The sequence below is a fragment of the Lysinibacillus sp. CNPSo 3705 genome (assembly GCF_028674935.1).
Lineage (GTDB): Bacteria > Bacillota > Bacilli > Bacillales_A > Planococcaceae > Lysinibacillus.
Genome location: NZ_JAQZSD010000004.1, coordinates 60,303 through 85,468, shown reverse-complemented (window position 1 = coordinate 85,468; position 25,166 = coordinate 60,303). Strand labels below are relative to the sequence as shown.

The 25,166-nt window shown below is 37.1% G+C and carries 22 protein-coding genes and 2 riboswitches; of the genes, 9 read left to right on the top strand and 13 right to left on the bottom strand.

Annotation, left to right across the window (positions count from 1 at the left end; genetic code table 11):
• Positions 1-125 precede the first annotated feature (125 nt).
• A riboswitch (TPP riboswitch) is annotated at positions 126-235 on the bottom strand.
• 320 nt (positions 236-555) lie between these two features.
• Both parC and parE read right to left on the bottom strand, forming a co-directional pair.
• A complete protein-coding gene (gene parC / locus PVA17_RS02715; RefSeq protein ID WP_274066804.1) occupies positions 556-2,988 on the bottom strand; it encodes a DNA topoisomerase IV subunit A in 2,433 nt (810 codons plus the stop codon).
• Positions 2,985-4,961: a DNA topoisomerase IV subunit B gene (gene parE, locus PVA17_RS02710; RefSeq protein ID WP_248716018.1), complete on the bottom strand. Its 1,977-nt coding sequence runs from the start codon at positions 4,959-4,961 to the stop codon at positions 2,985-2,987. The genes parC and parE overlap by 4 nt, the downstream gene beginning before the upstream one ends.
• Positions 4,962-5,626: 665 nt before the next feature.
• Between parE and plsY the strand changes: the two genes are divergently transcribed.
• The 6 genes from plsY (at position 5,627) to PVA17_RS02680 (ending at position 11,407) form a co-directional block, all read left to right on the top strand.
• Positions 5,627-6,229 carry a glycerol-3-phosphate 1-O-acyltransferase PlsY gene (gene plsY, locus PVA17_RS02705; RefSeq protein WP_132360660.1) on the top strand — a complete coding sequence of 201 codons (603 nt, stop codon included), beginning with the start codon at positions 5,627-5,629 and terminating at the stop codon, positions 6,227-6,229.
• A gap of 19 nt (positions 6,230-6,248) precedes the next feature.
• The gene (locus PVA17_RS02700) at positions 6,249-6,539 is read left to right on the top strand and encodes a HesB/YadR/YfhF family protein (protein WP_132360662.1); all 291 of its coding nucleotides are present in this window, start codon (positions 6,249-6,251) and stop codon (positions 6,537-6,539) included.
• Between the two features lie 129 nt (positions 6,540-6,668).
• A complete protein-coding gene (locus tag PVA17_RS02695) occupies positions 6,669-8,216 on the top strand; it encodes a spore germination protein (RefSeq protein ID WP_274066803.1) in 1,548 nt (515 codons plus the stop codon).
• 14 nt (positions 8,217-8,230) lie between these two features.
• Positions 8,231-9,430: a Ger(x)C family spore germination protein gene (locus tag PVA17_RS02690; RefSeq protein WP_274066802.1), complete on the top strand. Its 1,200-nt coding sequence runs from the start codon at positions 8,231-8,233 to the stop codon at positions 9,428-9,430.
• A gap of 3 nt (positions 9,431-9,433) precedes the next feature.
• Entirely contained in the window at positions 9,434-9,667 is a 234-nt protein-coding gene (locus PVA17_RS02685; protein WP_274066801.1) for a hypothetical protein, read from the top strand.
• Positions 9,668-9,703: 36 nt separating this feature from the next.
• Positions 9,704-11,407 carry a GerAB/ArcD/ProY family transporter gene (locus tag PVA17_RS02680; protein WP_274066800.1) on the top strand — a complete coding sequence of 568 codons (1,704 nt, stop codon included), beginning with the start codon at positions 9,704-9,706 and terminating at the stop codon, positions 11,405-11,407.
• 719 nt (positions 11,408-12,126) lie between these two features.
• Here PVA17_RS02680 and PVA17_RS02675 read toward each other — a convergent pair.
• Positions 12,127-13,458 (bottom strand): short-chain fatty acid transporter, encoded by a 1,332-nt coding sequence (locus tag PVA17_RS02675; protein WP_274066799.1) that lies wholly within the window; start codon positions 13,456-13,458, stop codon positions 12,127-12,129.
• A 109-nt stretch (positions 13,459-13,567) separates the two neighbouring features.
• On the opposite strand from PVA17_RS02675, the gene PVA17_RS02670 reads away from it, so the two are divergent.
• Positions 13,568-13,894: a DUF3870 domain-containing protein gene (locus PVA17_RS02670; RefSeq protein WP_132360672.1), complete on the top strand. Its 327-nt coding sequence runs from the start codon at positions 13,568-13,570 to the stop codon at positions 13,892-13,894.
• Positions 13,895-13,933: 39 nt separating this feature from the next.
• Here PVA17_RS02670 and PVA17_RS02665 read toward each other — a convergent pair whose 3' ends face one another.
• The 7 genes from PVA17_RS02665 to metA form a co-directional block, all read right to left on the bottom strand.
• Positions 13,934-15,127 carry a thiolase family protein gene (locus PVA17_RS02665; RefSeq protein WP_132360674.1) on the bottom strand — a complete coding sequence of 398 codons (1,194 nt, stop codon included), beginning with the start codon at positions 15,125-15,127 and terminating at the stop codon, positions 13,934-13,936.
• A gap of 11 nt (positions 15,128-15,138) precedes the next feature.
• A complete protein-coding gene (locus PVA17_RS02660; protein WP_132360676.1) occupies positions 15,139-15,774 on the bottom strand; it encodes a 3-oxoacid CoA-transferase subunit B in 636 nt (211 codons plus the stop codon).
• Positions 15,767-16,456 carry a CoA transferase subunit A gene (locus PVA17_RS02655; protein WP_132360678.1) on the bottom strand — a complete coding sequence of 230 codons (690 nt, stop codon included), beginning with the start codon at positions 16,454-16,456 and terminating at the stop codon, positions 15,767-15,769. The genes PVA17_RS02660 and PVA17_RS02655 overlap by 8 nt, the downstream gene beginning before the upstream one ends.
• 10 nt (positions 16,457-16,466) lie before the next feature.
• The gene (locus tag PVA17_RS02650) at positions 16,467-17,183 is read right to left on the bottom strand and encodes a carboxymuconolactone decarboxylase family protein (protein WP_132360680.1); all 717 of its coding nucleotides are present in this window, start codon (positions 17,181-17,183) and stop codon (positions 16,467-16,469) included.
• A gap of 207 nt (positions 17,184-17,390) precedes the next feature.
• Complete coding sequence (locus PVA17_RS02645; protein WP_132361102.1) at positions 17,391-18,230, bottom strand: alpha/beta fold hydrolase; 840 nt, start codon at positions 18,228-18,230, stop codon at positions 17,391-17,393.
• Positions 18,231-18,605: 375 nt separating this feature from the next.
• Positions 18,606-18,737, bottom strand: coding sequence for a catalase-related domain-containing protein (locus PVA17_RS02640; RefSeq protein WP_419150251.1), 132 nt, complete (start codon positions 18,735-18,737; stop codon positions 18,606-18,608).
• Positions 18,738-19,138: 401 nt separating this feature from the next.
• Positions 19,139-20,074 carry a homoserine O-acetyltransferase MetA gene (metA, locus tag PVA17_RS02635; RefSeq protein ID WP_132360682.1) on the bottom strand — a complete coding sequence of 312 codons (936 nt, stop codon included), beginning with the start codon at positions 20,072-20,074 and terminating at the stop codon, positions 19,139-19,141.
• A 139-nt stretch (positions 20,075-20,213) separates the two neighbouring features.
• Positions 20,214-20,324: riboswitch (SAM riboswitch) on the bottom strand.
• 195 nt (positions 20,325-20,519) lie between these two features.
• On the opposite strand from metA, the gene PVA17_RS02630 reads away from it, so the two are divergent.
• Positions 20,520-20,891: a nucleotide excision repair endonuclease gene (locus PVA17_RS02630; protein WP_142510422.1), complete on the top strand. Its 372-nt coding sequence runs from the start codon at positions 20,520-20,522 to the stop codon at positions 20,889-20,891.
• Between the two features lie 73 nt (positions 20,892-20,964).
• On the opposite strand, the gene PVA17_RS02625 is transcribed toward PVA17_RS02630, so the two are convergent.
• Positions 20,965-21,747 carry a TrmB family transcriptional regulator gene (locus PVA17_RS02625; RefSeq protein ID WP_274066797.1) on the bottom strand — a complete coding sequence of 261 codons (783 nt, stop codon included), beginning with the start codon at positions 21,745-21,747 and terminating at the stop codon, positions 20,965-20,967.
• A gap of 124 nt (positions 21,748-21,871) precedes the next feature.
• Here PVA17_RS02625 and PVA17_RS02620 point away from each other — a divergent pair, with 124 nt between their 5' ends.
• Positions 21,872-22,654: a TSUP family transporter gene (locus PVA17_RS02620; protein ID WP_274066796.1), complete on the top strand. Its 783-nt coding sequence runs from the start codon at positions 21,872-21,874 to the stop codon at positions 22,652-22,654.
• Positions 22,655-23,252: 598 nt separating this feature from the next.
• Here the strand turns inward: PVA17_RS02620 and panF are convergent.
• The gene (panF, locus tag PVA17_RS02615; protein ID WP_132360690.1) at positions 23,253-24,698 is read right to left on the bottom strand and encodes a sodium/pantothenate symporter; all 1,446 of its coding nucleotides are present in this window, start codon (positions 24,696-24,698) and stop codon (positions 23,253-23,255) included.
• Positions 24,698-24,961 (bottom strand): YhdT family protein, encoded by a 264-nt coding sequence (locus PVA17_RS02610; RefSeq protein ID WP_132360692.1) that lies wholly within the window; start codon positions 24,959-24,961, stop codon positions 24,698-24,700. Before PVA17_RS02610 ends, panF begins: the two co-directional genes overlap by 1 nt.
• Between the last annotated feature and the right edge of the window lie 205 nt (positions 24,962-25,166).

Genomic DNA, 25,166 nt, shown 5'->3' with positions numbered 1-25,166 from the left:
AAATGTTCATGAATGAATGTTTTTACCAGAAGAAAGCGTTCACGGTCTGTGTATACAACAAAAATCTGAAAACAAAAAACGCCTAGGATTCCTCCCAGACGTTTTACTATCAATATCAAAAATTTTCTTTTTGAATAGATGTTCCCTACGCTGGTACGAGCCAAATCAGGTTCAAAGGGTCAGTGTCTATCGGACACAATCTCAGCTGGCAACACCAGCCCCCCTACATTCTTTCCATATGAACTTTTCGTGATTATTATACCCATATCTATCCGGAAATGACAAGGATCTATTTGCGTAAAAGCACTGCTCATATAATTTTAAAGCTCTATCTCTTCAATTCCGTCCTTTTCTTTGTAAAAATCACCTAAATGATGAAAAATAGCAAAAAAAAGATCTAGCATTCTAAACGACGCAATTAATTGAGCATCGACCAACCCTAATTTCAACCGACTTTATCATTATATAAAGCGCATCATACAATCCGAGCTCAATAGTTTCAATTAGGTAAAAAAAGCCCAGCTCTCACAAGGAACTGGGCTAGAAAACTAAAACTTATTTCTCTTCTTTTTTGATCGTGAAGACATGTGAAATGGCACCGTCAGTAGCAATGTCTACTTTAAAGGAACCGTTGGAGTGGCGATCTGCACGAGTTAATGCTTGTACATCAAGAATCTCTTGCACACCCTTTTCCGTCTCGATTGTTAGTTGTTCCTCATCTGTAACCTTTACTACAGCCACGATACGATGTGGGTTCGCTTTTAATTCTGTTAACACTTTTAAGCCGCGTTTTGCACGACTCGTCATCTCTACCTCAGCAACATTCATTTTTTTCACCGCACCGCGATGTGTCACAATTGCAACATATGCCGTGGCATTTGGCGGTAAAACATTGATGCCAACTAATGCTTCGCCGTCTTTCAGCGTAATCCCTTTCACACCGCCTGTTTTAACACCCGTTACTGGCAATTCCTCTATTGGGAAACGAATAGCATAGGCAGTATCTGTCGTTAACATTAATTCTGCTTCGTCTGTCACGATGTCTGCAAAAATCATTTCATCGCCAGACTTAACATTCATCGTTTTGATCGGCTTTGAATAACGTGTAACAGCATAATCAGCTAAAGGTGAGCGTTTAATTTGTCCATCTTTCGTAGCTGTTAAAATATACGTATTTGCTTGTTCGAATGTTTCAAAACCGTATACAGCAATAATAGATTCATCTTCCCCTGTCGGTACAATACTTGAAATATGCTGACCAAGATCTTTCCAGCGAATATCAGGTAGTTCATGGACAGGTTGATAAATATAATTGCCTCGATTTGTGAATAACAGTAGATGATGCTGTGTATTTAAATTTGCTTCATATAATAAATAATCGGAATCCTTCATCGCAAAATCCTGACCATTCGAAGCTGCATGTGAACGTGTAGATGTACGCTTAATATAGCCATCCTTTGTGACCGTCACTACAACCTCTTCACTTGGGACAAGGACATCTAACGTAATTTTGATTTCTTCAATTTCTTGTTCGATTTTTGAACGACGAGGCTCTGCAAAGCGTTTTTTAATGTCAAGTAGTTCCTGTTTAATAACACGTACAAGCTTTGCTTCACTATTAAGAATACCTTCAAGCTTAGCAATCAATTTATTTAATTCTTCCTGTTCAGCTCGTAATTCGGTAATATCTGTATTTGTTAAACGGTATAATTGCAGGCTAACGATTGCCTCTGATTGCACTTCGGTAAAGTCAAACTTCTCCTGTAAATTCGTTTTCGCATCTCGTTTATCATTAGAAGAACGAATGGTTGCAATGACTTCATCTAAAATGGACAGTGCCTTGATCAAGCCATCAACAATATGCGAACGATCTTTTGCCTTTTGCAAATCATAAATGGAGCGGTTCGTCACGACTTCCTTTTGATGGGCAATATAAGAATCCAGTAACAATGGTAATGTCATCATTGTCGGACGACGATTATGAATAGCAATCATATTAAAATTATAAGCTACTTGTAAATCGGTTGTTTTGAACAAATAGTTTAAAATTCCTTGTCCAGGAACATCTTTTTTCAGTTCAATGACAACACGTAGGCCTGTACGATCCGATTCATCACGAATTTCCGCAATTCCTTCAAGTCGTTTATCGACACGTTGCTCATCGATTTTCTTCACAAGATTTGCTTTATTTACATCGTACGGTAATTCCGTAATAACAATTTGCTCTTTGCCGCCTTTAATTGGCTCAACGACTGCTTGCGCACGCACAATGATTTTACCGCGTCCTGTTTCGTATGCTTTTTTAATGCCATCGACACCTTGAATGATCCCACCTGTTGGGAAATCAGGCCCTTTAATAACGGTCATTAAATCATCGACAGTCGTATTTGGGTTATCTAAACGCATAAGAACACCGTCTAGCACCTCATCAAGTGCATGAGGAGGGATATCTGTTGCATAACCGGCCGAAATACCAGTTGAGCCGTTGACTAGTAAGTTCGGGAAACGAGCTGGTAAAACAGTTGGCTCCATATCTTGATCATCGAAGTTCGGTATAAATTCAACTGTTTTCTTGCCTATATCGCGTAGCATCTCCGCTGCAATAGCAGAAAGTCTTGCCTCGGTATAACGCATCGCTGCCGGTGGGTCACCATCAACAGAACCGTTATTCCCATGCATTTCAATGAGCATATGACGCGCTTTCCAATCCTGACTCATACGCACCATTGCTTCATATACTGAACTATCACCATGTGGATGATAGTTACCGATAACATTACCGACAGTTTTTGCTGATTTACGGAATGGTTTATCGTTCGTATTGCCCTCTGTAAACATCGCATATAAAATACGTCGCTGTACAGGCTTAAGACCGTCACGTGCATCAGGCAACGCGCGGTCTTGAATAATATATTTACTATAGCGACCAAAACGGTCACCCATAACTTCTTCTAAAGGTAAATCTTGAAATTTTTCCGTACTACTCATGCTTGGTCCTCCTCTTGTTGGATGAATTCATTGTCTAAAATATTTGAATCATCCTCCATACCGAAGTCTACATTAGCTTCGATCCATTTACGGCGCGGCTCTACTTTATCGCCCATTAAAGTGGTCACACGTCTTTCAGCACGTGCACCATCCTCGATCGTCACACGTATTAACGTACGTGTTTCAGGGTTCATTGTCGTATCCCACAGCTGGTCAGCATTCATCTCACCAAGCCCTTTATAACGTTGTAATATGTAACCCTTTCCAACTTTTTTAATGGCCGCTTGTAAGTCATTTTCAGTCCAAGCATATTCAGTCACTTCTTTTTTACCAGTGCCTCTTGATATTTTATAAAGTGGTGGTAAGGCGATAAATACCTTTCCAGCTTCAATCAATGGTCGCATATAACGATAGAAGAACGTTAACAGCAGTACTTGAATATGCGCTCCGTCCGTATCAGCATCGGTCATAATAACGACTTTGTCATACGCTGAATCCTCGACAGAGAAATCTGTTCCAACACCAGCACCTATTGCATGGATAATCGTTGAAATCTCTTCATTTTTCATAATATCCTGCAGCTTGGCTTTTTCTGTATTAATAACTTTACCACGCAAAGGTAAAATCGCTTGGAACGTACGATCTCGCCCTTGTTTTGCAGAGCCACCTGCAGAGTCACCTTCGACTAAATACAGCTCGTTTTTCGCTGCATTTCGAGATTGTGCAGGCGTTAATTTTCCAGAAAGAATAGTACTGGCTTTTTTGCTCTTCTTGCCGTTTCGTGCATCTTCACGTGCTTTACGAGCCGCTTCACGTACTTGCTGCGCACGAATAGCTTTACGAACAAGAGATGCAGACAATTCTGCGTTTTCCTCAAGCACATATAAAATTTGCTCCGAAACAACACTATCTACTGCCGAGCGTGCCTCACTCGTACCAAGCTTGCCCTTCGTCTGACCCTCAAATTGTAGTAAATGCTCTGGTATACGAACAGAAACAATCGCCGCTAAGCCTTCTCGGATGTCTGTCCCTTCAAGATTTTTATCTTTATCTTTTAACAGGCCAATTTTTCGTGCATATTCATTAAAAACACGTGTTAATGCTGCCTTGGCACCTGTTTCATGTGTTCCACCATCTCGTGTACGCACATTGTTAACAAATGAAAGGATTGTTTCGGAGTACCCATCGTTGTATTGAAAGGCGAATTCAACTTCAATTTCGTCTTGGATCCCTTCCACGTACTTAACAGGATGAAGGACGTCTTTCTCCTCATTCAAATACGCAACGAAAGCTTCAATGCCGTTCTCATAAAAGAAAACATCACCTTTGCCTTCCTCGCGTTCATCGATTAACTCAATTTTTAAGCCTTTTAATAAAAACGCTGACTCACGTAAACGTTCTGCAAGCGTATCATAATTGTATTTTGTTACAGAAAAAATCGTGTCATCTGGTAAAAAATGAACAAGCGTTCCAGTCTGCTTTGTTTGTCCAATTTCTTCTAATGTCGTCACAGGATGGCCACCGTTTTCAAAACGTTGACGATATTTTTTACCATCGCGGTGAATCGTAACTTCTAAAAAAGTGGATAAAGCATTAACAACAGACGAACCTACGCCATGTAAGCCACCACTTGTTTTATAGCCGCCTTGTCCGAATTTACCACCGGCATGTAAGACAGTGAAGATAATCTCAGGAGTCGGTTTCCCCATCTTATGCATACCTGTTGGCATTCCCCGGCCGAAGTCTCGAACGCTGATACTTTGATCTTTATGAATAGTGACAATGATATGAGAACCAAAGCCAGCCAGAGCTTCATCCACCGCATTATCAACGATTTCATATACTAGGTGATGAAGTCCACGGCCATCCGTAGAACCGATATACATGCCGGGTCGTTTTCGTACCGCTTCTAATCCTTCTAATACTTGAATGGCGTCATCATTATAGACGCTTGGTGACTGTTTATTCGCCAAAAAATTTCCCCTCCAAAAAACAAACGCATGTTCTATTTATATTCTCTTCCTAATAATAATAGCATTTCCTAACAATATCTAGTGACAGGCCCAAAAAATTTTTAAAAATCCTCACAGCTTCATCGTTTTGATCTGTTTTACCGGAAGAAAAATTTGCAATAATTGCTCCAATATGTATTAAGAACTCTTCTCTTCCTTTGACGCAGGGCAGTAAGTTTTAGTTGCACTGATCATTACTTTTTTTCAAAACGCTACGAATCGCTGAGGGCTTTGACTTTCATTCAAAAGCATTTGACTTTTCTCTGAAAAATATACAGGTACAGTAATAAATGGGTTTCTTCTGTCTAAAGAAATTCGTACTAGTTTACTCTAGAAATTAAAGATAGACTTCTATTCTACCAAAGGAATGGGTGATTGACAAAATTGCCTTTTTACCTATATTTTTAGAAAGGGCTTTCATGCTGCCTATATGAATCATGTCTAAAAGACTAACCTAAAGTCATATACATATAAAAATCCTTGTAAAATAGTTATCTTTTGTAATGAATTCAAGATACACGAAGAAATCTCCTTCATGTCATTGTAGATTATAGAGAAAAAGTGTAGAATATTTATTACATATTATTAGTACCAAGTGTTAATCAATGAATGAAAGGAGTCCAAATATGCTAAATGGACTTATTATTTTATGTGCTTATTTAATCGGCTCGATCCCCTCTGGGTTATGGATAGGCAAAATTTTTTATAAAACTGATATTCGTCAACATGGAAGTGGTAATTTAGGTGCGACAAATACTTTTCGTATTTTAGGAAAAAAAGCAGGAATCATCGTAACGATTATGGATGTCTTAAAAGGTACAACAGCCGTATTACTTGTAGCTCTTCCGCTATTCTCTGATGTCACTATCCATTCGCTAATACTTGGACTAGTAGCCGTTATTGGTCATATGTTCCCAATCTTTGCAGGTTTCCGCGGAGGGAAAGCGGTAGCAACATCAGCTGGCGTTCTCTTAGGATATTCATGGCCTCTTTTTGTCTTATTATTTATTGTTTTTATTGTAACATTAAAAATTACAAAGATTGTAAGTTTAACTTCCATGATTGCCGCTTTAGTAGCACTTATTTATTCAATCGGTTATTATTTTGTTACAGGCGACTTTGCGTTAGGTATTTTAATAGCTTGTTTATTTACCTTTATCATTTACCGTCACCGAGCAAATATTGCACGCATTAAAAATGGTACTGAACCAAAAGTGAAATGGTTGTAATATAGAGAGGAGCATTCTAATGAATATTGTACTAACAGATGAGGCCCTACAATGGTTCAAACAAGAGATGGAAGTAGATTCCGGAGATACGATTCGTTTTTATGCTAGATATGGTGGTTCCAGTCCTTTTCACGAAGGCTTTTCCCTAGGTATGACACGCGAAGAACCATTCAACATTGGTGTTAAGAAAGTTATTGACGATGTTACTTACTATATAGATGAAAAAGATTTATGGTTTTTCAATAATCACAGTTTATATGTAGATGTGGATATTACAAATGACGAATTAAAATATGAGTATAAAAAATAAAGCAGTGTTCCCTTTCGTTTGAAAACGAAGGGAACACTGTTTTTTTTTTGAATCTATTCCAACCTTAGTTTATCTTCTTTCAAAGTTGTACATTCTATAGTTATGTAAAATCTTGAGGAGGAAATGAAAATGTCTATTTCTAAAATTACGGATACCTCCCAAAACAATGACCAATTGTATAGTTCTCTTTCACAAAATTTGAAAATAATTAAAAATACACTTGGAAATAGTAATGACCTTGTCATACGAGAAGTTACCATTGGAAAAGCTGAACAATATACGTTAGCAATCATTTATGTAGATGGCTTATCCGATAAAATAACCATTTCTAATGCTGTAATTGATAAACTAAAGCTTGATATTGAGGCAAGTGATGAGACAGAAATAGACAAGATTATTCGCTATTTAAGAGATTCTTGTTTAACAGTCGGCGATGTTAATGATATTTTCAATTTTTCAACACTGTACAATTCGATATTGAATGGTGATACGGTCATTTTATTAGATGAATCTTCAACTGGAATTGTAACAAGTACAAAAGGTGCAAAAGATAGGGCTGTTATGGAGCCTTCAACAGAGTCGGTCATTAGAGGTCCAAGGGAAGCCTTTACGGAAACATTGCGTACGAATACGGCTCTGATCCGTCGGAAAATTAAAAGTCCGAATCTCTGGATCAAGTCCCGTATTGTCGGTGAAGTAACAAAAACGGATGTTGCTGTTATGTATTTAAATGACATTGCGAATGACAAAATAGTAGCGGAGGTTCTTTCCCGATTAGATCGAATTAACATTGATGGTATTTTAGAAAGCGGCTACATTGAAGATTTTATTCAAGATTCTAAAACGACCATATTCCCTACAGTTTATAATTCTGAACGACCTGATGTTATTGCTGGTGAAATATTAGACGGAAAAATTGCAATTTTAGTGGACGGTTCACCGTTTGTCCTAGTTGTCCCAGCTCTATTTACATCCTTTTTACAATCTGCTGAAGATTATTATCAGCATTGGATGATTAGTACTCTTGTACGTTTATTGAGATTTTTTGGAATTAGCCTAGCCTTGGTAGCGCCATCACTTTACGTAGCGATCACCACCTTCCATCAAGAAATGCTACCAACTCCTATGCTAATAAGTATTGCATCTCAACGAGAAGGCGTCCCCTTCCCTGCCGTTGTAGAGGCACTCATCATGGAGGTTGCCTTTGAGGTGTTAAGAGAAGCAGGTCTTCGAATGCCAAGAACGATTGGACCAGCCGTATCCATTGTTGGAACATTAGTAATCGGGCAAGCTGCTGTAGAAGCAGGAATTGTCTCAGCTGTAATGGTCATTATTGTGGCATTAACAGCCATTTGTAGCTTTTTATTCCCTGCTTATGGCTTATCCAATACAGTCCGTGCGCTTCGTTTCCCATTAATGATTTTAGCAGCAATTGTTGGATTGTTTGGTGTGATGTTTGGCCTGATGATCATTCTTCTACACTTATGCAGTTTACGAACTTTCGGTGTTCCATATTTAAGTCCATTCGGGCCATTAATTGTAGACGATCAAAAAGATGCCCTTGTGTTGTTCCCACGAAGAGCATTATTGACTCGACCACGCTTAATTAGTCAAAAAAATACTGTCAGAGGTCATAAATATTTTAATACAAAAAAAAGGAATCAAAAGAATGTGTAAACGAGGAATAAACCATGTCAAAATATAAGGCAATATGTTTACTAATGATTCTTACTTTACTTTTAAGTGGTTGCTGGAGTAAGCGAGAACTCAATGAATTAGCCATTGTCGCCGCATTAGGAATAGATAAGGTAGATAATGAGTATGAAATAACTGTTCAAGTTGTAGATCCTGGTGAAATCTCCTCCAAACAGCCTACTTCAGGACGGTCCCCCGTTATTACCTATCATTCAAAAGGAAAAACGGTCTTTGAGGCCATTAGAAAAATGACAACAGTAACAGCTAGAAAACTTTATTTCGCTCACCTTCAAATCGTTGTACTCGGTGATGAATTGGCAAAAGAGGGAATGGCCGAACCTTTAGATTTAGTATCAAGAGATCATGAATTCAGAAATGACTTCGACGTCATTGTTGCTCATGACGCGACTGCCGACGAAGTTTTAAACGTATTAACACCTATCGAAAAAGTTCCAGCTAACAAATTACTAAATTCTCTTAAAACGTCAGAGAAAACTTGGGGTACAACACAATCCATTAAAATTGATGAATTAATCAATATTTTAAATAACAAAGAAACAAGTGTAGTCATGTCTGCCATTGAAATACATGGAGATAAAAGTGCGGGAAAGGATCCATCGAATGTTAGAAAATCGAAGTCTTCTGTAGTATTGAAGTATGCGGGCTTAGGGGTTTTTAAAGAAGATAAATTCATTGGGGTTTTATCAGAAGAAGATAGTAGAAGTCTAGGTTTTTTAAAGGACAAAATAGACAGTACAATTGAAATTCTTGCTTGCCCTAAGGAAGGTACTGTATCAACAGAGATTACGCACTCAAAGACGAAAATAAAAGGTAAATTTGAAAATGGAGCACCAAAAATCAATGTTTTTATAGATGTTAGCCAAAATGTCGGAGAAGTTGAATGTACTATAGACCTTACTAAACAAAAATCGATTCACTACATCAATAAAAAAACAGAAGAGCTTATTAAAAAACGAATCGAAGAAACAATTAAAACAGTTCAGCAAAATTATCGGGTCGATATTTTTGGATTTGGTTCAGAACTTCATCGCACAAATCCGAAAGAGTGGAAAAAAATAAAAAAAGACTGGCTAACTATATTTCAAGAGGTTCCAGTTAAAGTTGAAGTACATGTGAACACACAAGGATTAGGGACGATGGAAAACTCATTAGTGAAGAAGCCGAAGGGAGAATAATCTATGATTATGACGTTTTTTATACTATTAATTACAGCTGTTATAGCCTTTGTCTTCATTCCAAAATTAAACAAAAATAAAGAAACGAAAACAATCGTTATTTTTTCGATTTTTTTAATGCTAGGTGCTGCATTAAATGTTGCGGTCTTATTAAGGTTCAAAATACCGAGCCCAATAGATTTAATTACCTTTATTTTTTCACCAATAAAGGATTTATTCATTTCCCTAACAAAGTAATAAGGCAACTTTATGTTAAAGAAAGGGGTATCGTTCATGATGGAAAAAGAAATAATTAGTTCAAGACAATTTATGATCATTACCCTTCTCTTTTCAATTGGCACAGCCATTTTAATTATCCCTGCAAGTGTAACAAGCGAAGCAAAGCAAGATGCATGGATTGCAGCAATCATTGGTGTCGTTTTAAGTTTGCCCATAGTAAAACTTTTCGTTGCTTTAGGAAATAGAACACCTACCCTTACATTTGTAGAGGCTAATGAAAAGATATTAGGTCGTTTTTTTGGAAAATTCACTGCAATTGGCTTTATTATTATATGTTTACTTTCTGCCGGTGAATTATTATATTTCATTGGGATTTTCATGAAAACGGAAATTATGCCAGAAACACCTACGATGGCATTTGCATTTATGTTCAGCATTATCATTATATATGCTGCATTTTTAGGTATTGAGGTATTTGCCCGTTCTGCAGAAATACTATGTCCCATTTTTATTTTAATTTTTATTTTCTTTGTCATTTGTATTGCACCATCCATCCAGATAGAAAATATACAGCCAATAATGGAAACACCAAAAAGATCATTATTCTTTAGTATGATTCGATTTATAAGTCTTTTTTCATTCCCGCTTGTTGTATTATTAATGATTTTCCCTTCCGCAGTAAACGTCCAAAAATCTGCACAAAAAGGATTTTACATTGGCGCAATTTTGGGAGGGATTGTCTTAATTACGATCATCACACTATCTATCCTTGTCCTAGGTCCGGCAAATACTGCTTCTAGGACATTTCCTAGTTATTCTTTAGCTCAAAGAATTTCGATTGGGGATTTTCTGCAGCGTATTGAAGTGATTATGGCTACCATGTGGGTAATATCTATTTATATTAGAACTTTTATGTATTTTTATGCTTCGGTGATTGGTATCGCACAAATATTTAACATTAAAAATCATCGACCGCTCATTTTTCCACTCGGCATGATTATCCTTGGACTTTCACAAATTGTTCATCCTAATATTATTCATTCAGATATTTACAATAGAGATATCTGGCCTATATTCTCCTTTATTTTAATGATTTTATTACCATTGGTTTTATTACTAGTCACAATGATTCGCAAAATTAATGGTAATCAAGGAAATACTACACAAAGTGATAGCAGTACACAGAGTGAAAGTGGTAGTAATAACGGAAATTCTTCTCAAAATGGGAGTAGCAACAATAACGAAAACACCACTCAGAGTCAAAGCAACAGCAATAGCGATAATTCTACTCAGAATCAAAGCAACAGCAATGGCGATAATTCTACCCAGAATCAAAGCAACAGCAATGGCGATAACTCTACTCAGAGTCAAAACAATAGCAATAGCGATAATTATACTCAGAATCAAAGCAACAGCAGTGGCGATAATTCTACTCAGAATCAAAGCAACAGCAGTGGCGATAATTCTACTCAGAATCAAAGCAACAGCAGTGGCGATAATTCTACTCAGAGTCAAAACAGTAGCAATAGCGATAATTCTACTCAGAATCAAAGCAACAGCAGTGGCGATAATTCTACTCAGAATCAAAGCAACAGCAATGGCGATAATTCTACCCAGAATCAAAGCAACAACAATGGCGATAATTCTACTCAGAATCAAAGCAACAGCAATAGCGATAATTCTACTCAGAGTCAAAGTAATAGTGATATTGGCAATACCCCAAACAGTGATACGAACGGGAAATCAACAGACAATTAAAAGCATAGTGGTTCATCATCAAAAAATGTGGGCGGCATTTGTTGATTGGAGTGGAGACGACGGGAGTCGAACCAACCATCTCAGAATGTTATTATATCAAGGCTGCGGGGGGCATAGATTATAGTGCTAGAATTTTTCCTCGCCGCCTCCCGGGCTCGTCTAGCTTTTTAAAAGCACTAATTCCGCCTCTAAATAATTTGATACGTGCTTGTGCCTTTTCAATTCTTTTACCAGCTGAAAGCGGGTTAGAAGTGGGACAATCTGCCGTTCTTATCCCGACGTTCTTCTAAAGAGCCTTGTTCTCCAATTTTAAAATAAAGCCACTTTCCGTAAAAATTGGTGCTGGCCCCTTACAGCTAAATTTTCTTTGACCGCATTGATTTTAAATGCTGGTTGATATTGAATGGAACGATCTGAAACGGATACCACATTTGGGATTCGCCTCAAATTGTTTTCTTTGATGTTCATTAAAAATAATTTTACTCATGATGTTACCCCGTTCTTTATTTGTAAAGTTTAATATAATGAGATTTTCAGTTTAAAAAACACAAAAACCCCGAATAGAGGCACTTTTTTTTAAGTGTCCACTATTCAAGGTTCAGTTCAGTCACTACCTAATTGGCCATTTTTTAATAGTGCTTGAAACATATTGGACATTCATATTCCCCCTAGACTAAACTAGAACTGTTAGTATTTAATCCAATTAGAACTTCTAACTATTAAAATAAATATGACCAGACTAAAGTTGCAATAATGTAAATAACGCCTACAAAGAACATAATCATAACAAGGAAACCCATAATATCTTTTAACTTTAAGCGAGATAAGGCCAACGCTGGTAAAATCCAAAATGGCTGAACTAAATCATTCCATGCATTCCCTAACATAACAGACATTGATGTTTCTGATAAAGATGCCCCTAACTCCTTAGCTGCCTCAATCATAAATGGACCTTGAACAGTCCAGTGTCCACCAGCAGAAGGTGCAAAGAAATTAATAAAGAAGGAACTTATTAACCCCCAAAACGGTAGTGTATGTTCAGTGGATAAATCTACAAAGATTTTGGCAATTGTGTCCACTAATCCCGATGCAGCCATTATCGCCATAATACCTGCATAGAACGGGAATTGAAGTAATATCCCTGAAATAGTTTTAATACCATCTGCTAAATGCTCAACATAACGTGCAGGCGTTCCTAATAAAATAATTCCTAAGAATAAAATAATGAAGTTTAAAATATTTAAGTTTAACGAATTACCATTTGTGAAATAAATGACAATATAAACTAACCCTAACACACCAATTGTATAGGCTAAAATACGGCTATTATTCAATTTGTTCGCTAGTGTATTTTCTTCTAATAAGTTTAGTTTCGCTTTTGGCTGATCTGCATATAATGCCGGATCAATCTCAACAATATTGCTTGGATTTTTTGGATGTAACATCGCATTAAATAAAGGCAATGTGATTAAAAGTACAACTGTTGTTAAAATCATTGGTACACTAAAGATTGTGTCAGAAAGTGAAACCAAGCCCATTGCATCCTCTAAAAAGTGACCAGGTGTTGAAATCAAAATCGGAATAGAAGCCGACAAACCTAAACCATAAAAAGTAAAGCCAGAATAAGCTGCTGCAATAATTAACGGATAGTGGACCCCTTTAACCTTTAAAGCTAGTTTTTTCGCTATAATTCCACCAACTACTAAACCAAAGCCCCAGTTTAAATAACTACCAATACCACCGACAAGCGTCGCCACAATTACTGCCATTTTTGGTGTATGAACCATACTTGCAAGTTTATTTAAAAATTTATCAGTAATGGGCGCTGTTGCTAGTACATAGCCCATAGCAAGGATAACAGCCATTTGTGTTGTAAATGCTAAGAGATCCCAAAAACTGCTACCCCATGCTGTAGTTAAATCTACAAAGCTAACATCTTCAACAACTAGAGCTAAAACAAATGTCAATAATGTAAGTCCAATTGCAAAGACAAATGGATCTGGTAAATACTTTTTCATTATTTCTGTGAAAAAATTCGTTAACTTTTCCATACTATATCCCCCTTGATGTTTACGACTAAGAAATTTTTGGGAAGTATCCCTAAAGCGATAAAACATGATAAAATATAATCACAATCTATAGATTTCGGAGGTCTTTTCCTTGCAAAAATTAACTAGTATATTAGTGACCGCTTATGCAAAAGCACCCCAAGGCACATCCATGTACGAAATGTACAAACATGCTGGCATTGTGTTAGAAATTGATAAAGAGACCCATCAAATTATTGATGCAGAATTCACATTTATCACAGGTCTTGCGCAAGATTTTTTTAAGCGTATGCTAGTTGGCTTTGATCTTACAGCCAACATTGATGAATTAATCAAACGTGTTGATGAGCACTACTATGCGCCTTCAAGTGGCTCAGTGGTAGTTGCTTTAAAATCTGCGCAAAAACGTTATTTAGAAAAAATCCAAAAGGATTATTAATTTTTCAGCACCGAGTTTAACAAACTACTCGGTGCATAGTTATGCGTGGCAATTTTCAACGACGGTAGTAATACCAAGCCCCCCTGCTATGCATAATGTCACTAACCCATAACGTTTTCCTGTTCGTTCTAGCTCGTGGATAAGCTTTGTCATTAAAATGGCACCTGTTGCGCCAATAGGGTGCCCCATTGCAATAGCACCACCATTTGGATTTACTCGACTTATATCTAAATTAAGCTCCTTTATTACTGCGATTGATTGTGCTGCAAATGCTTCATTTAGTTCGATTACATCAATGTCATCAATCGATAAATTTACCTGTTGTAAGGCTTTCAATGTAGCGGGTACTGGGCCAATTCCCATAATTGATGGATCTACCCCCGCTGCCGCTTGTGCTAGTATTTTTACTTTTGGTCTATAACCAAGTTCTTCTGCCTTTTCTTTCGACATTAGCAACAATGCAGATGCGCCGTCATTACGACCACTGCTATTCCCAGCTGTGACTGAACCACCTTTACGGAAAACAGGCTTTAACGTTCCTAACCTTTCCTCACTCGTTAAAAATGGATGCTCATCTATTTTAAAAATCTCCACTTCTTTTCGTTTTTTCACTTCATAAGGTACAATTTGTTGGGCAAAGTACCCTTCCCGTATTGCATATGTTGTACGCTCTTGGCTTCGATGTGCAAAGGCATCCTGCTCTTCACGTGCAATCGAATATTTCTCTGCTAAATTTTCCGCTGTCTCCCCCATTGTGGAAATACCATATACTTCAAAGGGTTGAGACCCTGGCTGACTTTCTGTATTCGGATCTAAAATAGAAGCATTTCCAACACCATATCCATAGCGAGCGTTTCGCAAATAATAAGGTGCTGTACTCATAGATTCTGTCCCGCCAGCAATAATAATTTCGCTGTAGCCAAGTGCTATCTGTTGTGCTGCATTATTTATGGACTGTAGACCTGAGCCACATTGGCGATGTACCGTATAACCAGGCACAGAAATCGGTAACCCTGCTCGTAATGAGGATAGACGTGCAACATTTGATTGATCCGCACTTTGTTTTGCTTGTCCTAAAATCACCTCATCAACTAGTCCTGAATCTAACTTTGTTCGTTCTAGAAGCGCACGGATAACTTTCTCACCAAGAAAATCTGCTGTCTCATTCCTTAATGAACCACTTAATTTACCAATTGCAGTACGAACACCATCTACAATAACAACTTCTCTCATGATTTTCCCTCCTATTTCAACATATTAACGAAACTCGCTTCCGTACTTGTCTCTACTTGTTCTAATGTAGCTCCTGGCATTAATTCGACTAAATATAATTGTCCATCGAGGTAATTGAAAACGGCTAACTCTGTAATAATCGTATCCACACTTCTTGTTGACGTAATCGGGAATGTACAATCCTTTAAAATCTTGCTTCTTCCGTCCTTTGAAGTATGCGACATTGTGACAATGACCTTTTTTGCTCCAATTAATAAATCCATTGCACCGCCAACACCAATAATATTTTTCCCTGGAACTGCCCAGTTTGCGATACGTGCATGCTCATCTACTTGAAGCACACCTAAGATTGCCACATCTACATGGCCACCGCGTATCATACTAAATGATTCTGCACTATTGAAAAAGGATGAACCAATGGCTTCTCCAACTGGCATCTTCCCAGCGTTTACTACATTTGGGTCAATATCCTTTTCATCAACCCCTACCACTCCGAGCATGCCATTTTCTGTGTGGAAGTAGACATTGTCATTGTCAACATACTTTGCTACCAGTGTCGGAATACCAATTCCTAAATTAATAATTTGTCCATCTTGTACTTCTTTTGCAGCTCTTTCCGCTATTAGCTCTTGAATTGCATTAACCATGCTCTATTACGCCCTCCCTCGTTAAAATCTTCTTCGCTACAATAATTCGATCTATGAATAGATGCGGGGTAATGATCTCATCACTTTTTAATTCACCTGCTTCTACAACCTCATCCACCTCAACTATTACTGTTTTGGCCGCTGTCGCCATTAAAGGATTAAAGTTACGAGCTGTTTTGTAATACACTAAATTACCGAGCGTATCAGCCTTGTATGCTCGAATAATAGCAACATCCGCCTTCAGCGCCTTCTCAAACACATATTTCTCACCATCTATGATCTTTGTTTCTTTGCCCCTTGCTAAATCTGTACCTACAGATGTTTTTGTATAATAACCACCAATCCCTGCACCTCCTGCTCGAATGGATTCAGCTAAAGTACCTTGAGGCAATAAATCAATCTCAATTTCACCGCGTTGAAATGCCTCACCTACATCCCGGTTTCCAGTAAAATATGAGCCAATCGCCTTTTTTACTTTCTTTTGTTCTAGTAATTTCCCAAGGCCTTTTCCTTTTTCCCCCAGATTATTACTAATAATCGTTAAATTATTTACGTCTAGTTCAACAAGGGCATCAATTAAAGTTAATGGACCACCAACTAAACCAAATCCACCAACCATAATTGTTTGTCCGCTTTCTACGCATGATAATGCATGCTCTACAGATTCATAAATTTTCATCATACTCACTCCGTTATTTTTTAATCAGGGCGTCACTTATTTCAAACCAAGCAGGAATACCTGCTGTTAGTAAGCAAATATAGCCAAGCTCTGCTAGTTTCTCTTCCACTACACCTACTTCTCGCGATTTTTTAGCCCAATAATCTGTTTCTTTATTTTTTAAAACTGTTGTATAAATTCCTGTCATAAGGATATATTTCATTTGTGTGGACACTACATTACCGTTAAGTAACTCCGTCTTTAAAGCGTTTTCATCTTTTGCTACCAAAAGAGAAAGTAATTTTTCAAAATATGCTTTACTTTTCTCTGTCGAAGCAAATGTACTGTAGTACTTCACAATATCGAATATTGACGCTTCATGTGAAATTTTATCAACATCAGTATTCATTAACTCTAAGGCATATTCAAATGACTGCAAGCCAATTTGTAGCGCTTTTTCTCCACCGTAGTTAAATGCTACAAGTAAGTATTCAATTAATTCTTCTAGTGTGGCACCACCATCTATAGCTCCTTTCGTGTGGTACACCATACTACGTGCATAATATCTTGCCGCATTCATACCGACTAACAGTATGTCTTTTTCTTTCACAGACAGTACTCCCGGTGCCATTGCTGCACCTCGAAGCGCTGTATAATGATCTAGCATTTCAGGATGATTGTCGTGCATTTTCTGCACCCATCCTGGTACAACATCATAAACTTTTTTGAAATACTCTAAGCCTGTTACCATTTAGAAACTCCCCTTTTTTGTATAAAATTGAATTAAAAAAGGCCACACCTCCCCTAAAGCACGGGTTTTACCGTACGTTAGAAAAAGTGTAGCCAACAGTCAAGCAGGGAAAGTAAAAAAAGGTCATTTTTCTACGACTGCTCGATAGGCACTTAATTTTGGTTAATTTATTATTTACACAAAATTATAAAATTTGCAACTATTTTTTTATAATCTCTCTAAAAAACGTTGAATCACTGGGTTAACATCTTTTCTTTCTTCGAAAACCAATGTGTAATGATTACTGTTAGATGTATACTTCCAGATATTTTTGGCGTTTTTTAGTGCTTCAGCATAAGACTCAGCTAAAAATAATGCAGGCATAGCTCCAATTTCACCAGTTGAATGAATTAAAAGGATTGGGCATTCCACATTTTTAAAGATTTTTTCAGGTTTATAGTCATAAAAACTTTGGAAGTCTTGACGTATTTCCTCTTCATTAGATTTATTTTCCCAATGCTCACCTTTTTTCACAATCTCATAGTTTCCTACATTCGCTAAATGTTCAGTCCACTCGACCCCAAGACGTCCATAAATCCCTTTAATTTCTTGGATGTAAGATTCAGCTGTTTCGTACTGCTTACTAATACGTCCAAGTGAAGGCTCGACGATTTGACGTTGGTGATCTGTACAAGTTGCAGCTCCATCAAGCAATATAACCCCTTTGACATCACTGCGTTTACTAGCAACATTCGCCATAATAAACGCCCCCATTGAATAACCCATTAAAATTGGTTGATTAATATTCAATGTATCAATCAAGGCTAAAATATCCTGAGTATGTAACTCTATTCCAGTATTTTCTGAAGCAGGTCCACTATTGCCACGGCCTTTTAAATCTACTGAGATAAAACGATATTCACCTTTTAATAGCTCCGCATAATAATGCATTTGCAGATGATTCCCAGTCAATCCATGTACCGCTAAAATAGTACCTTTCTCACCTGGGTAATCTGCAAAATGTAATTCACTGCCATTAATATTCATTGTTTGGTACTTCACTGCCATCATCCTCCATGTAAAAGTTAAAGCTAGTTTTACACCCTAAACAAAAAATAGTCAAATTTTTTTCTTTTTTCAGATTTACATAATTTCTATAATTGGTTTTTTATCCCAAAAATAATTATTTAAATATAATAAAATTAACCCCTCGAATTACCAAAATATACAATACACTATTTAAAAAGGCGAAGATAAGGTCATAATGAAAAGAAAAATATTTATTTTATTTGAAATGTATCAGTCTTTATTAAATCTGCATCGTTAGCTTAAGTACATTTATTCATAATATCTTTGGTATAAAGTCTAATTGGTTATTTAAGAATATGGCCCTATTGCTGAAAAAGGCACAATTCATCTTCAAGAATTGCGCCCGATTGTTGTTCATCCTGCTTCAAAAAATCCTTCACCATATGCTGGGTCAGCTAAATAGCAGTGAAGGATATGACGACGTTTGATGAACTCTTCAACAGATGCCATATCCGCAGCAGTATTATCAAATAGACGTTGTTGCAATTATCTTTCAACCTATATAAGTCCTATTACAATAAAAACACTTTTATTATAATAGGTCTTAGGATTCTATCACCATCCATTTATCCACTTTTTTCACCATCCATCAAACTAATAAACAAGGAAACCATACGGCATTTTGTTTACACTATAAGAAGGTTAAGTTTTTGACTTAGTTTTGACTAGAAATGACTAGATTTGAATGAAAACCGGTGAAATTGGATGAAATTAAAAAAGTGCCAAAACCCTATATCAAGGGTTTTGACACTCTGTGAAATCATTTGATTCCATGAAATGGAGACTAGGGGACTCCCCGGTGATTAAAGTATCTAGCATAATAGATAGTTAAAAAATGATGACCTTCTCCTATCAAGGTCATCATTTTTTATTGCTATTAAATGGCATTAAATATGATATTCAATTTGATCGACGAAATCCCATTCATATGGTGTTTCTTGGTAAACGTAGTAGTTCAACCAATTTGAGAATAATAAATGTGTGTGGGCACGCCACGTATTAATCGGTTCATTTGCAGGATTATCATGTGGGAAGTAATTCACTGGTACCTCAATATCTAATCCTTTCGCAACATCTCGACTATACTCATCAGCTAAAGTCGTTGCATCATATTCAAGATGGCCCGTAATCATAATGTTTTTATTATCCTTAGATTGCACAATAAAAACACCAGCATCTTCAGAATAAGAGAGTAATCGTAAATCAGGATGGCTAAGTACTTCATCAATTGATACGGATGTATATCGTGAATGTGGTGCCGTAAATGAATCACTAAAGCCACGTACTAAATCCACTGTTAAATCCGTAATGACATGAGAATATACACCTGAGCATTTAGCAGGAAGTCCAATTTTACCGATACCGTAATGATGGTATAACGCCGCCTGTGCACCCCAACATATATGTAAAATCGATGTTACGTTTGTCTTAGACCAATCCATAATTTCTGAAATTTCCTGCCAGTAGTTCACTTCTTCAAATTCCATTTTTTCTACTGGTGCACCTGTAATGATCATACCATCATAACGGCGATGACGGATTTGATTGAAGGTCGTGTAAAATAACTGTAAATGTGATTTACTGACATTTTTCGATTCATGCGTAGCTGTATTTAAAAATGTAATATTTACTTGTAACGGTGTATTCCCCAATAAACGAAGTAATTGCAGCTCTGTTTTTTCTTTTTCTGGCATTAAGTTCAAAATTAATATATTTAACGGACGAATTTGTTGCGTCTTCGCTCTGTCCTCTTCCATAACGAAGATTTTTTCCTCACGTAAATGTTCTCCAGCTGGTAAGTTTTTCGGAATATTAATTGGCATCTTGCATTCCCCTCTCTTTTATTTCTTTTGTAACATCAATGCACGGGCCCTGCGCAAAGCTCAAATATCAAATGATGAAAAATTAAAAAATCCCCCTCATTCCATATGAGATAGAATGAGAAGGATTTTTCCACGTCCACTCTTATCTCTCAAAGGAAAAATCCTTTGCTGGAATTAGCACCTTTCTAACTTTCGTTAGAGGTTGCTGAAGCGTCATCGGGCCAAATCCCTCAACTTCTCATGATAAGAATATTTAATTAAAAAGAATTGTAACATGAACAATTAAGAATATCAATAATACATAGAATATTTTGTTATTAACCATGCATGTCATGATGTCATTTGTTTAACACTAAACTTGAATGTTGACATTCATTATTTGATGGTAAACATGCTGTACTTATGTTAACATATACCTTTAGTAACAGAGAGGAACGTGAATAGTTTGATTAAAATTGATTTTCCAAAACCAGATTTAGTAATTCGCCAACGCGAACAAGATTTAAAGCCAGGAGATGTACCAATCACACCATACCATGGTTTTATCGACTTCCATAAAATCACTCGTGAAAACGGTGGTATTTTCTTATTCTACAATGAAGAGAACGAACTTTTATTTGTAGGTAAAGCACGTAAAATTCGTCAACGTATTAAAAAGCATTTTGAGGACAATGTGTCACCGATGAAAAATCATCGTGATGAAATTTTCAAAATTGAAGTGTATGAAGTGGAAGATCCAATGGAACGTGAAATTTATGAAACGTACGCGATCAATTCATTCCGCGCTAAATACAATGTTGATAAAGTATTTTATTAATATTTAACGAAAAAAAGAATCTGCTCGCCTTATGTAATGTACATGACGGCTTGCAGATTCTTTTTCAATACTTTCATTCTAAGAAAAATGCTTTACGTTCTTTCGTAATCCATTCCTCAAGCTCCGTATCATCGCGCTTTAAAAGGCGATTAATAAGCACGTCATGCCATATATAATCCTCTAATAAATAAATATGAACAGGATCATTGGTAATAAAAGCCGTTTCGTGTTTTGCCGGAGAGTGACCATAAATCATCTCTTGACCATCTACAGACAAAATAAACCAATGTGGCGTAGAAGTTTTTCTCGTATATTGTGTAGTTCGATGCTGATCTAAGGGTGAAACATTTTCATCCACATTTAATGTAATACCATGAATCGGAATATGCTGTGGGACCTCTTGTATAGCTTCTCGTAATTCCCCATACATATCTTCCCACATCGATAATATGACTTTTTTCTCCGCTTTTTTTAATAATGACTGACAATAATTGACGATTGCCTCTTTTCCTTTTATCGTGACAACTTTATGCTCCGCTTCCTGCTCTTTTACTTCTAATTTTTCTAATTGATCACTAATCGATGTGAAATTCGATTGCCAACGTTGCTGAATTTGCTGTAAAAACACAGCGACGGGAATGGAAGAGTATATCGTTTGATCTGCCGTTTCTTCTTTCAGTACTAACCCTTTTTCAACAAGTACATCAAGTATGTCGTATATTCTTGCACGAGGGATACCGGAGTTTTTACTTACTTGATAGGCACTAACATGACTATTTTGTACGAGTGCAATATAGGCCTTCGCTTCATATTCTGTGAATCCTAGTTCTTTTAATTGCGCGATTAATTCAACCATTCGATCCCTCCATTTCCTTTATTATAAGTTAAGGCTATGAAGATAAGCCAATAAAAAATAATTCTTTACAGCAAAGTGAAATTTAGTTACTATTTCAGTAGTAACTATCAAAAGAGGTGTAAACATGCTATTTGAAGTAGATGTAAATGTAGTTATATTATTAATATCTTTTGGTTTTTTAGCCGCCTTTGTGGATGCAGTCGTTGGAGGTGGAGGCTTAATTGCGTTACCTGCCCTTATGTTTGCTGGTTTAAATCCAGCAGCGGCAGTAGCCACTAATAAACTTGCCGGCACCATGGGTTCTTTAACATCAACCATTTCTTTTTATCGATCTGGTCAGCTAGAAATTCGTTCGGTTATTAAATACTTTCCCCTAGCCTTTGTGGGATCACTTTTTGGTGCATGGACCGTTCATTTGATTAATCCCGAATTACTAAAACCACTTATGCTCATAATGCTTGCTGCTGTTGCCGTCTATACGATCTTTAAAAAAGATTGGGGTTCAGTAGCTGCAGTCAAAAATTTAAAGTTTACGCACTTAGTCCTATTCATGCTGTTGTTATTTACAATTGGGTTTTATGATGGTTTTCTTGGTCCAGGAACTGGCTCATTTTTAATCTTCAGCTTTTTATTAGTCGGCTTCGATTTCTTAAAGGCAGCAGGAAACGCGAAATTTTTAAACTTAGCAAGTAATTTTGCCGGCCTTTTAATGTTCGCCTACTTAGGTCAGATTCATTATGCCTATGGTTTACTAATGGGCATCGCTCAAATTGCCGGTGCATTTGTAGGCTCACGTATGGCGATTAAAAAAGGTAGCGGCTTTGTCCGCGTATTATTTATTATCGTAACGATTACGTTGTTAACAAAAAATGCTTATGATTACATAAAAAACGCCGTAGATATCTAGCTCTACGGTGTCTTAGCTTGTCGACAATCTTTGGCGTTCTGTTTCTTTAATTTGGAGAGGCTTTTGTCATTTCGGAGGGATTTTTTTGGGTTCTATCCTTCGCTCAGTAGAGGCTATTCGTCACTTGGGAGGGTCTTATCCGTTGCTCAGGAGAGGCTTTCCGTCGTTTGAGAAGGTTTTTCCGTCGCTTCATAGGGACTTTCCGTCACTTTGAACTTTCTATCCATCAATCCAGAGATTCTATCCACGATTTCGAATGTTCTATCCACGTTTTGGGTGATTCTATCCATCATTTGGAGGGTCTATCCGTTGCTTCAGTGGTTCTTTCCGTCTCTTCAGTAGTTCTTTCCGTCACTCCAGGGGTTCTTTCCGTCTCTTCGGAGGTCTATCCGTCGCTTCACTGATTCTTTCCTTCGCTCCGGAGGTTCTTTCCGTCTCTTCAGTAATTCTTTCCTTTGCTCCAGAGGTTCTTACCATCATTTCGAACTTTCATCCATCAATCCAGAGATTCTATCCACGATTTTGGACATTCTATCCATCATTTATTATCTGCAATGTAAAACGCCGTAGATATTCTATCACTACGGCGTTTTCTAATTTAAATAAACAACTTTTCATTTTTAAATTTATGACTTGTTAATAAGCTAACAATAACAAATATCACTAAGGAAGCGACGATTGGAATTGTCACGGTATGCATACCAAAGACAGAAGGATAAAAACGATCAATGATTATATAAAGTATCATACCCGAAATCATTGACGCGATAGCACCATACTTATTAGCTTTTTTCCAATATAGTCCTAATACGACGGTCCAAATAAAGACTGCCTCAAGTCCGCCAAAAGCGAATAAATTTAGCCATACTAATAAATCTGGTGGATTTAGTGCAAAAATAACAACGGCTAAACCGATCACTGTCGTAACAATAAAACTTGCACGCTTAATTTCTGTATCATTCGCTGTTGGTTTTATATAATTTAAGTAAATATCTTTTACTACTGTGGAGCTTACAAGCATTAGTAATGCGTTGACTGTAGACATCGTTGCTGCCATCGGTGCCGCTAAAACAATGCCAGCTAAAAATGGTGGTAAAACCTTTAATGTTAGCATCGGCATAACTTTATCACCAATTTCAATACCCGGTATCACTGGTCGTGCTAAAACACCGATTAGATGCATTCCAAACATAATTGTCCCAATGGCAATAGTGCCAATGATAATAGCTAAATGCATACTTTTAGAATCTTTATAGCTCATAGCACGAACTGCGATTTGTGGAAGTCCCACAACTCCAACACCAATCAAAATCCAAAATGTAGATACGTATAATGGCGTTAACTCACCTTCTGCTCCAAATGGAGACACAAAATTCGGATTCTCAGCGACAAGTGAGGCCATAATATTATCGATTCCTCCACCAGCGATGATTGTCCCAATTAATAAAATAATGGTTCCGATAACCATAATAGAGCCTTGCACCGTATCCGTTAGTGCAACAGCACGGAAGCCCCCAATAATCACATACACTAATACCGAAATCGCAAATATAAAGAGTGCAGTTGTATAATTTAAGCCAGTTAATGATTCTATTAATCGAGCACCACCTACCCATTGGGCCATCATTGCAGAAAATAAAAAGATGATAATACTAATGGCAGATAGGATAACAATAGCATGACTCTTATAGCGTTCTCGTAAAAAATCTATTAACGTGATGGCTTGATAACGTCTTGCGATAATAGCAAATTTCTTCCCTAAAATCATTAAGACGAAATAACCTGCAGGTAGCTGCGCCATCGCCAGCAAAACCCAGCCAAGCCCTTTCGTGTATGCAACGCCTGGTCCACCTATAAAGCTACTTGCACTACCGTACGTAGCAATCATTGTCATAGCAAGGATAAAGCCCCCCATTTCACGACCACCGAGGAAGTATTCCTGTAAAAATGAATTGGAAGAGCGTACATACTTATTTGACCAGATCCCAATACCAAAGATGATGACTAGAAATAATAGCAGTGGAAAAATAACTTGCCAATGCATTATTGATCCACCTCCTCATCATCAAATGGTACTTCTTTGAAAAAGAGTTTCATGACGACCCAGATTAATATAATCATAAAACCTGTCCCTGCAATACAGCTATAGAAAAACCATGCAGGGAAACCGAATACATACGTATAGCTTGTTGGATCACCAGAGCCAAGTCCATAGGCAAAGCCAAACCAAATCGCAAAGTTAACGATAACAAGCCCGATACCGATAAGCGCCTCTCGATGCGCAATTTTAAAGCGTTGATCTTTCAAAATACAGTCCCCCTAACCTACTCTATTTTACTGATATGTTCGTATTATGGGAACCTTTATGAAAAAATAAATATGAATAGCTCAAGCTATTTTTTTAAATAACGATTAACAGAGATTTCCCCCTTATTTCGTGTTTAACATTAGATTTTTTCATTCAATGGTATCCAATAGCTCTACTTCTAAATTTTCGCTCTATCCCCAGCTA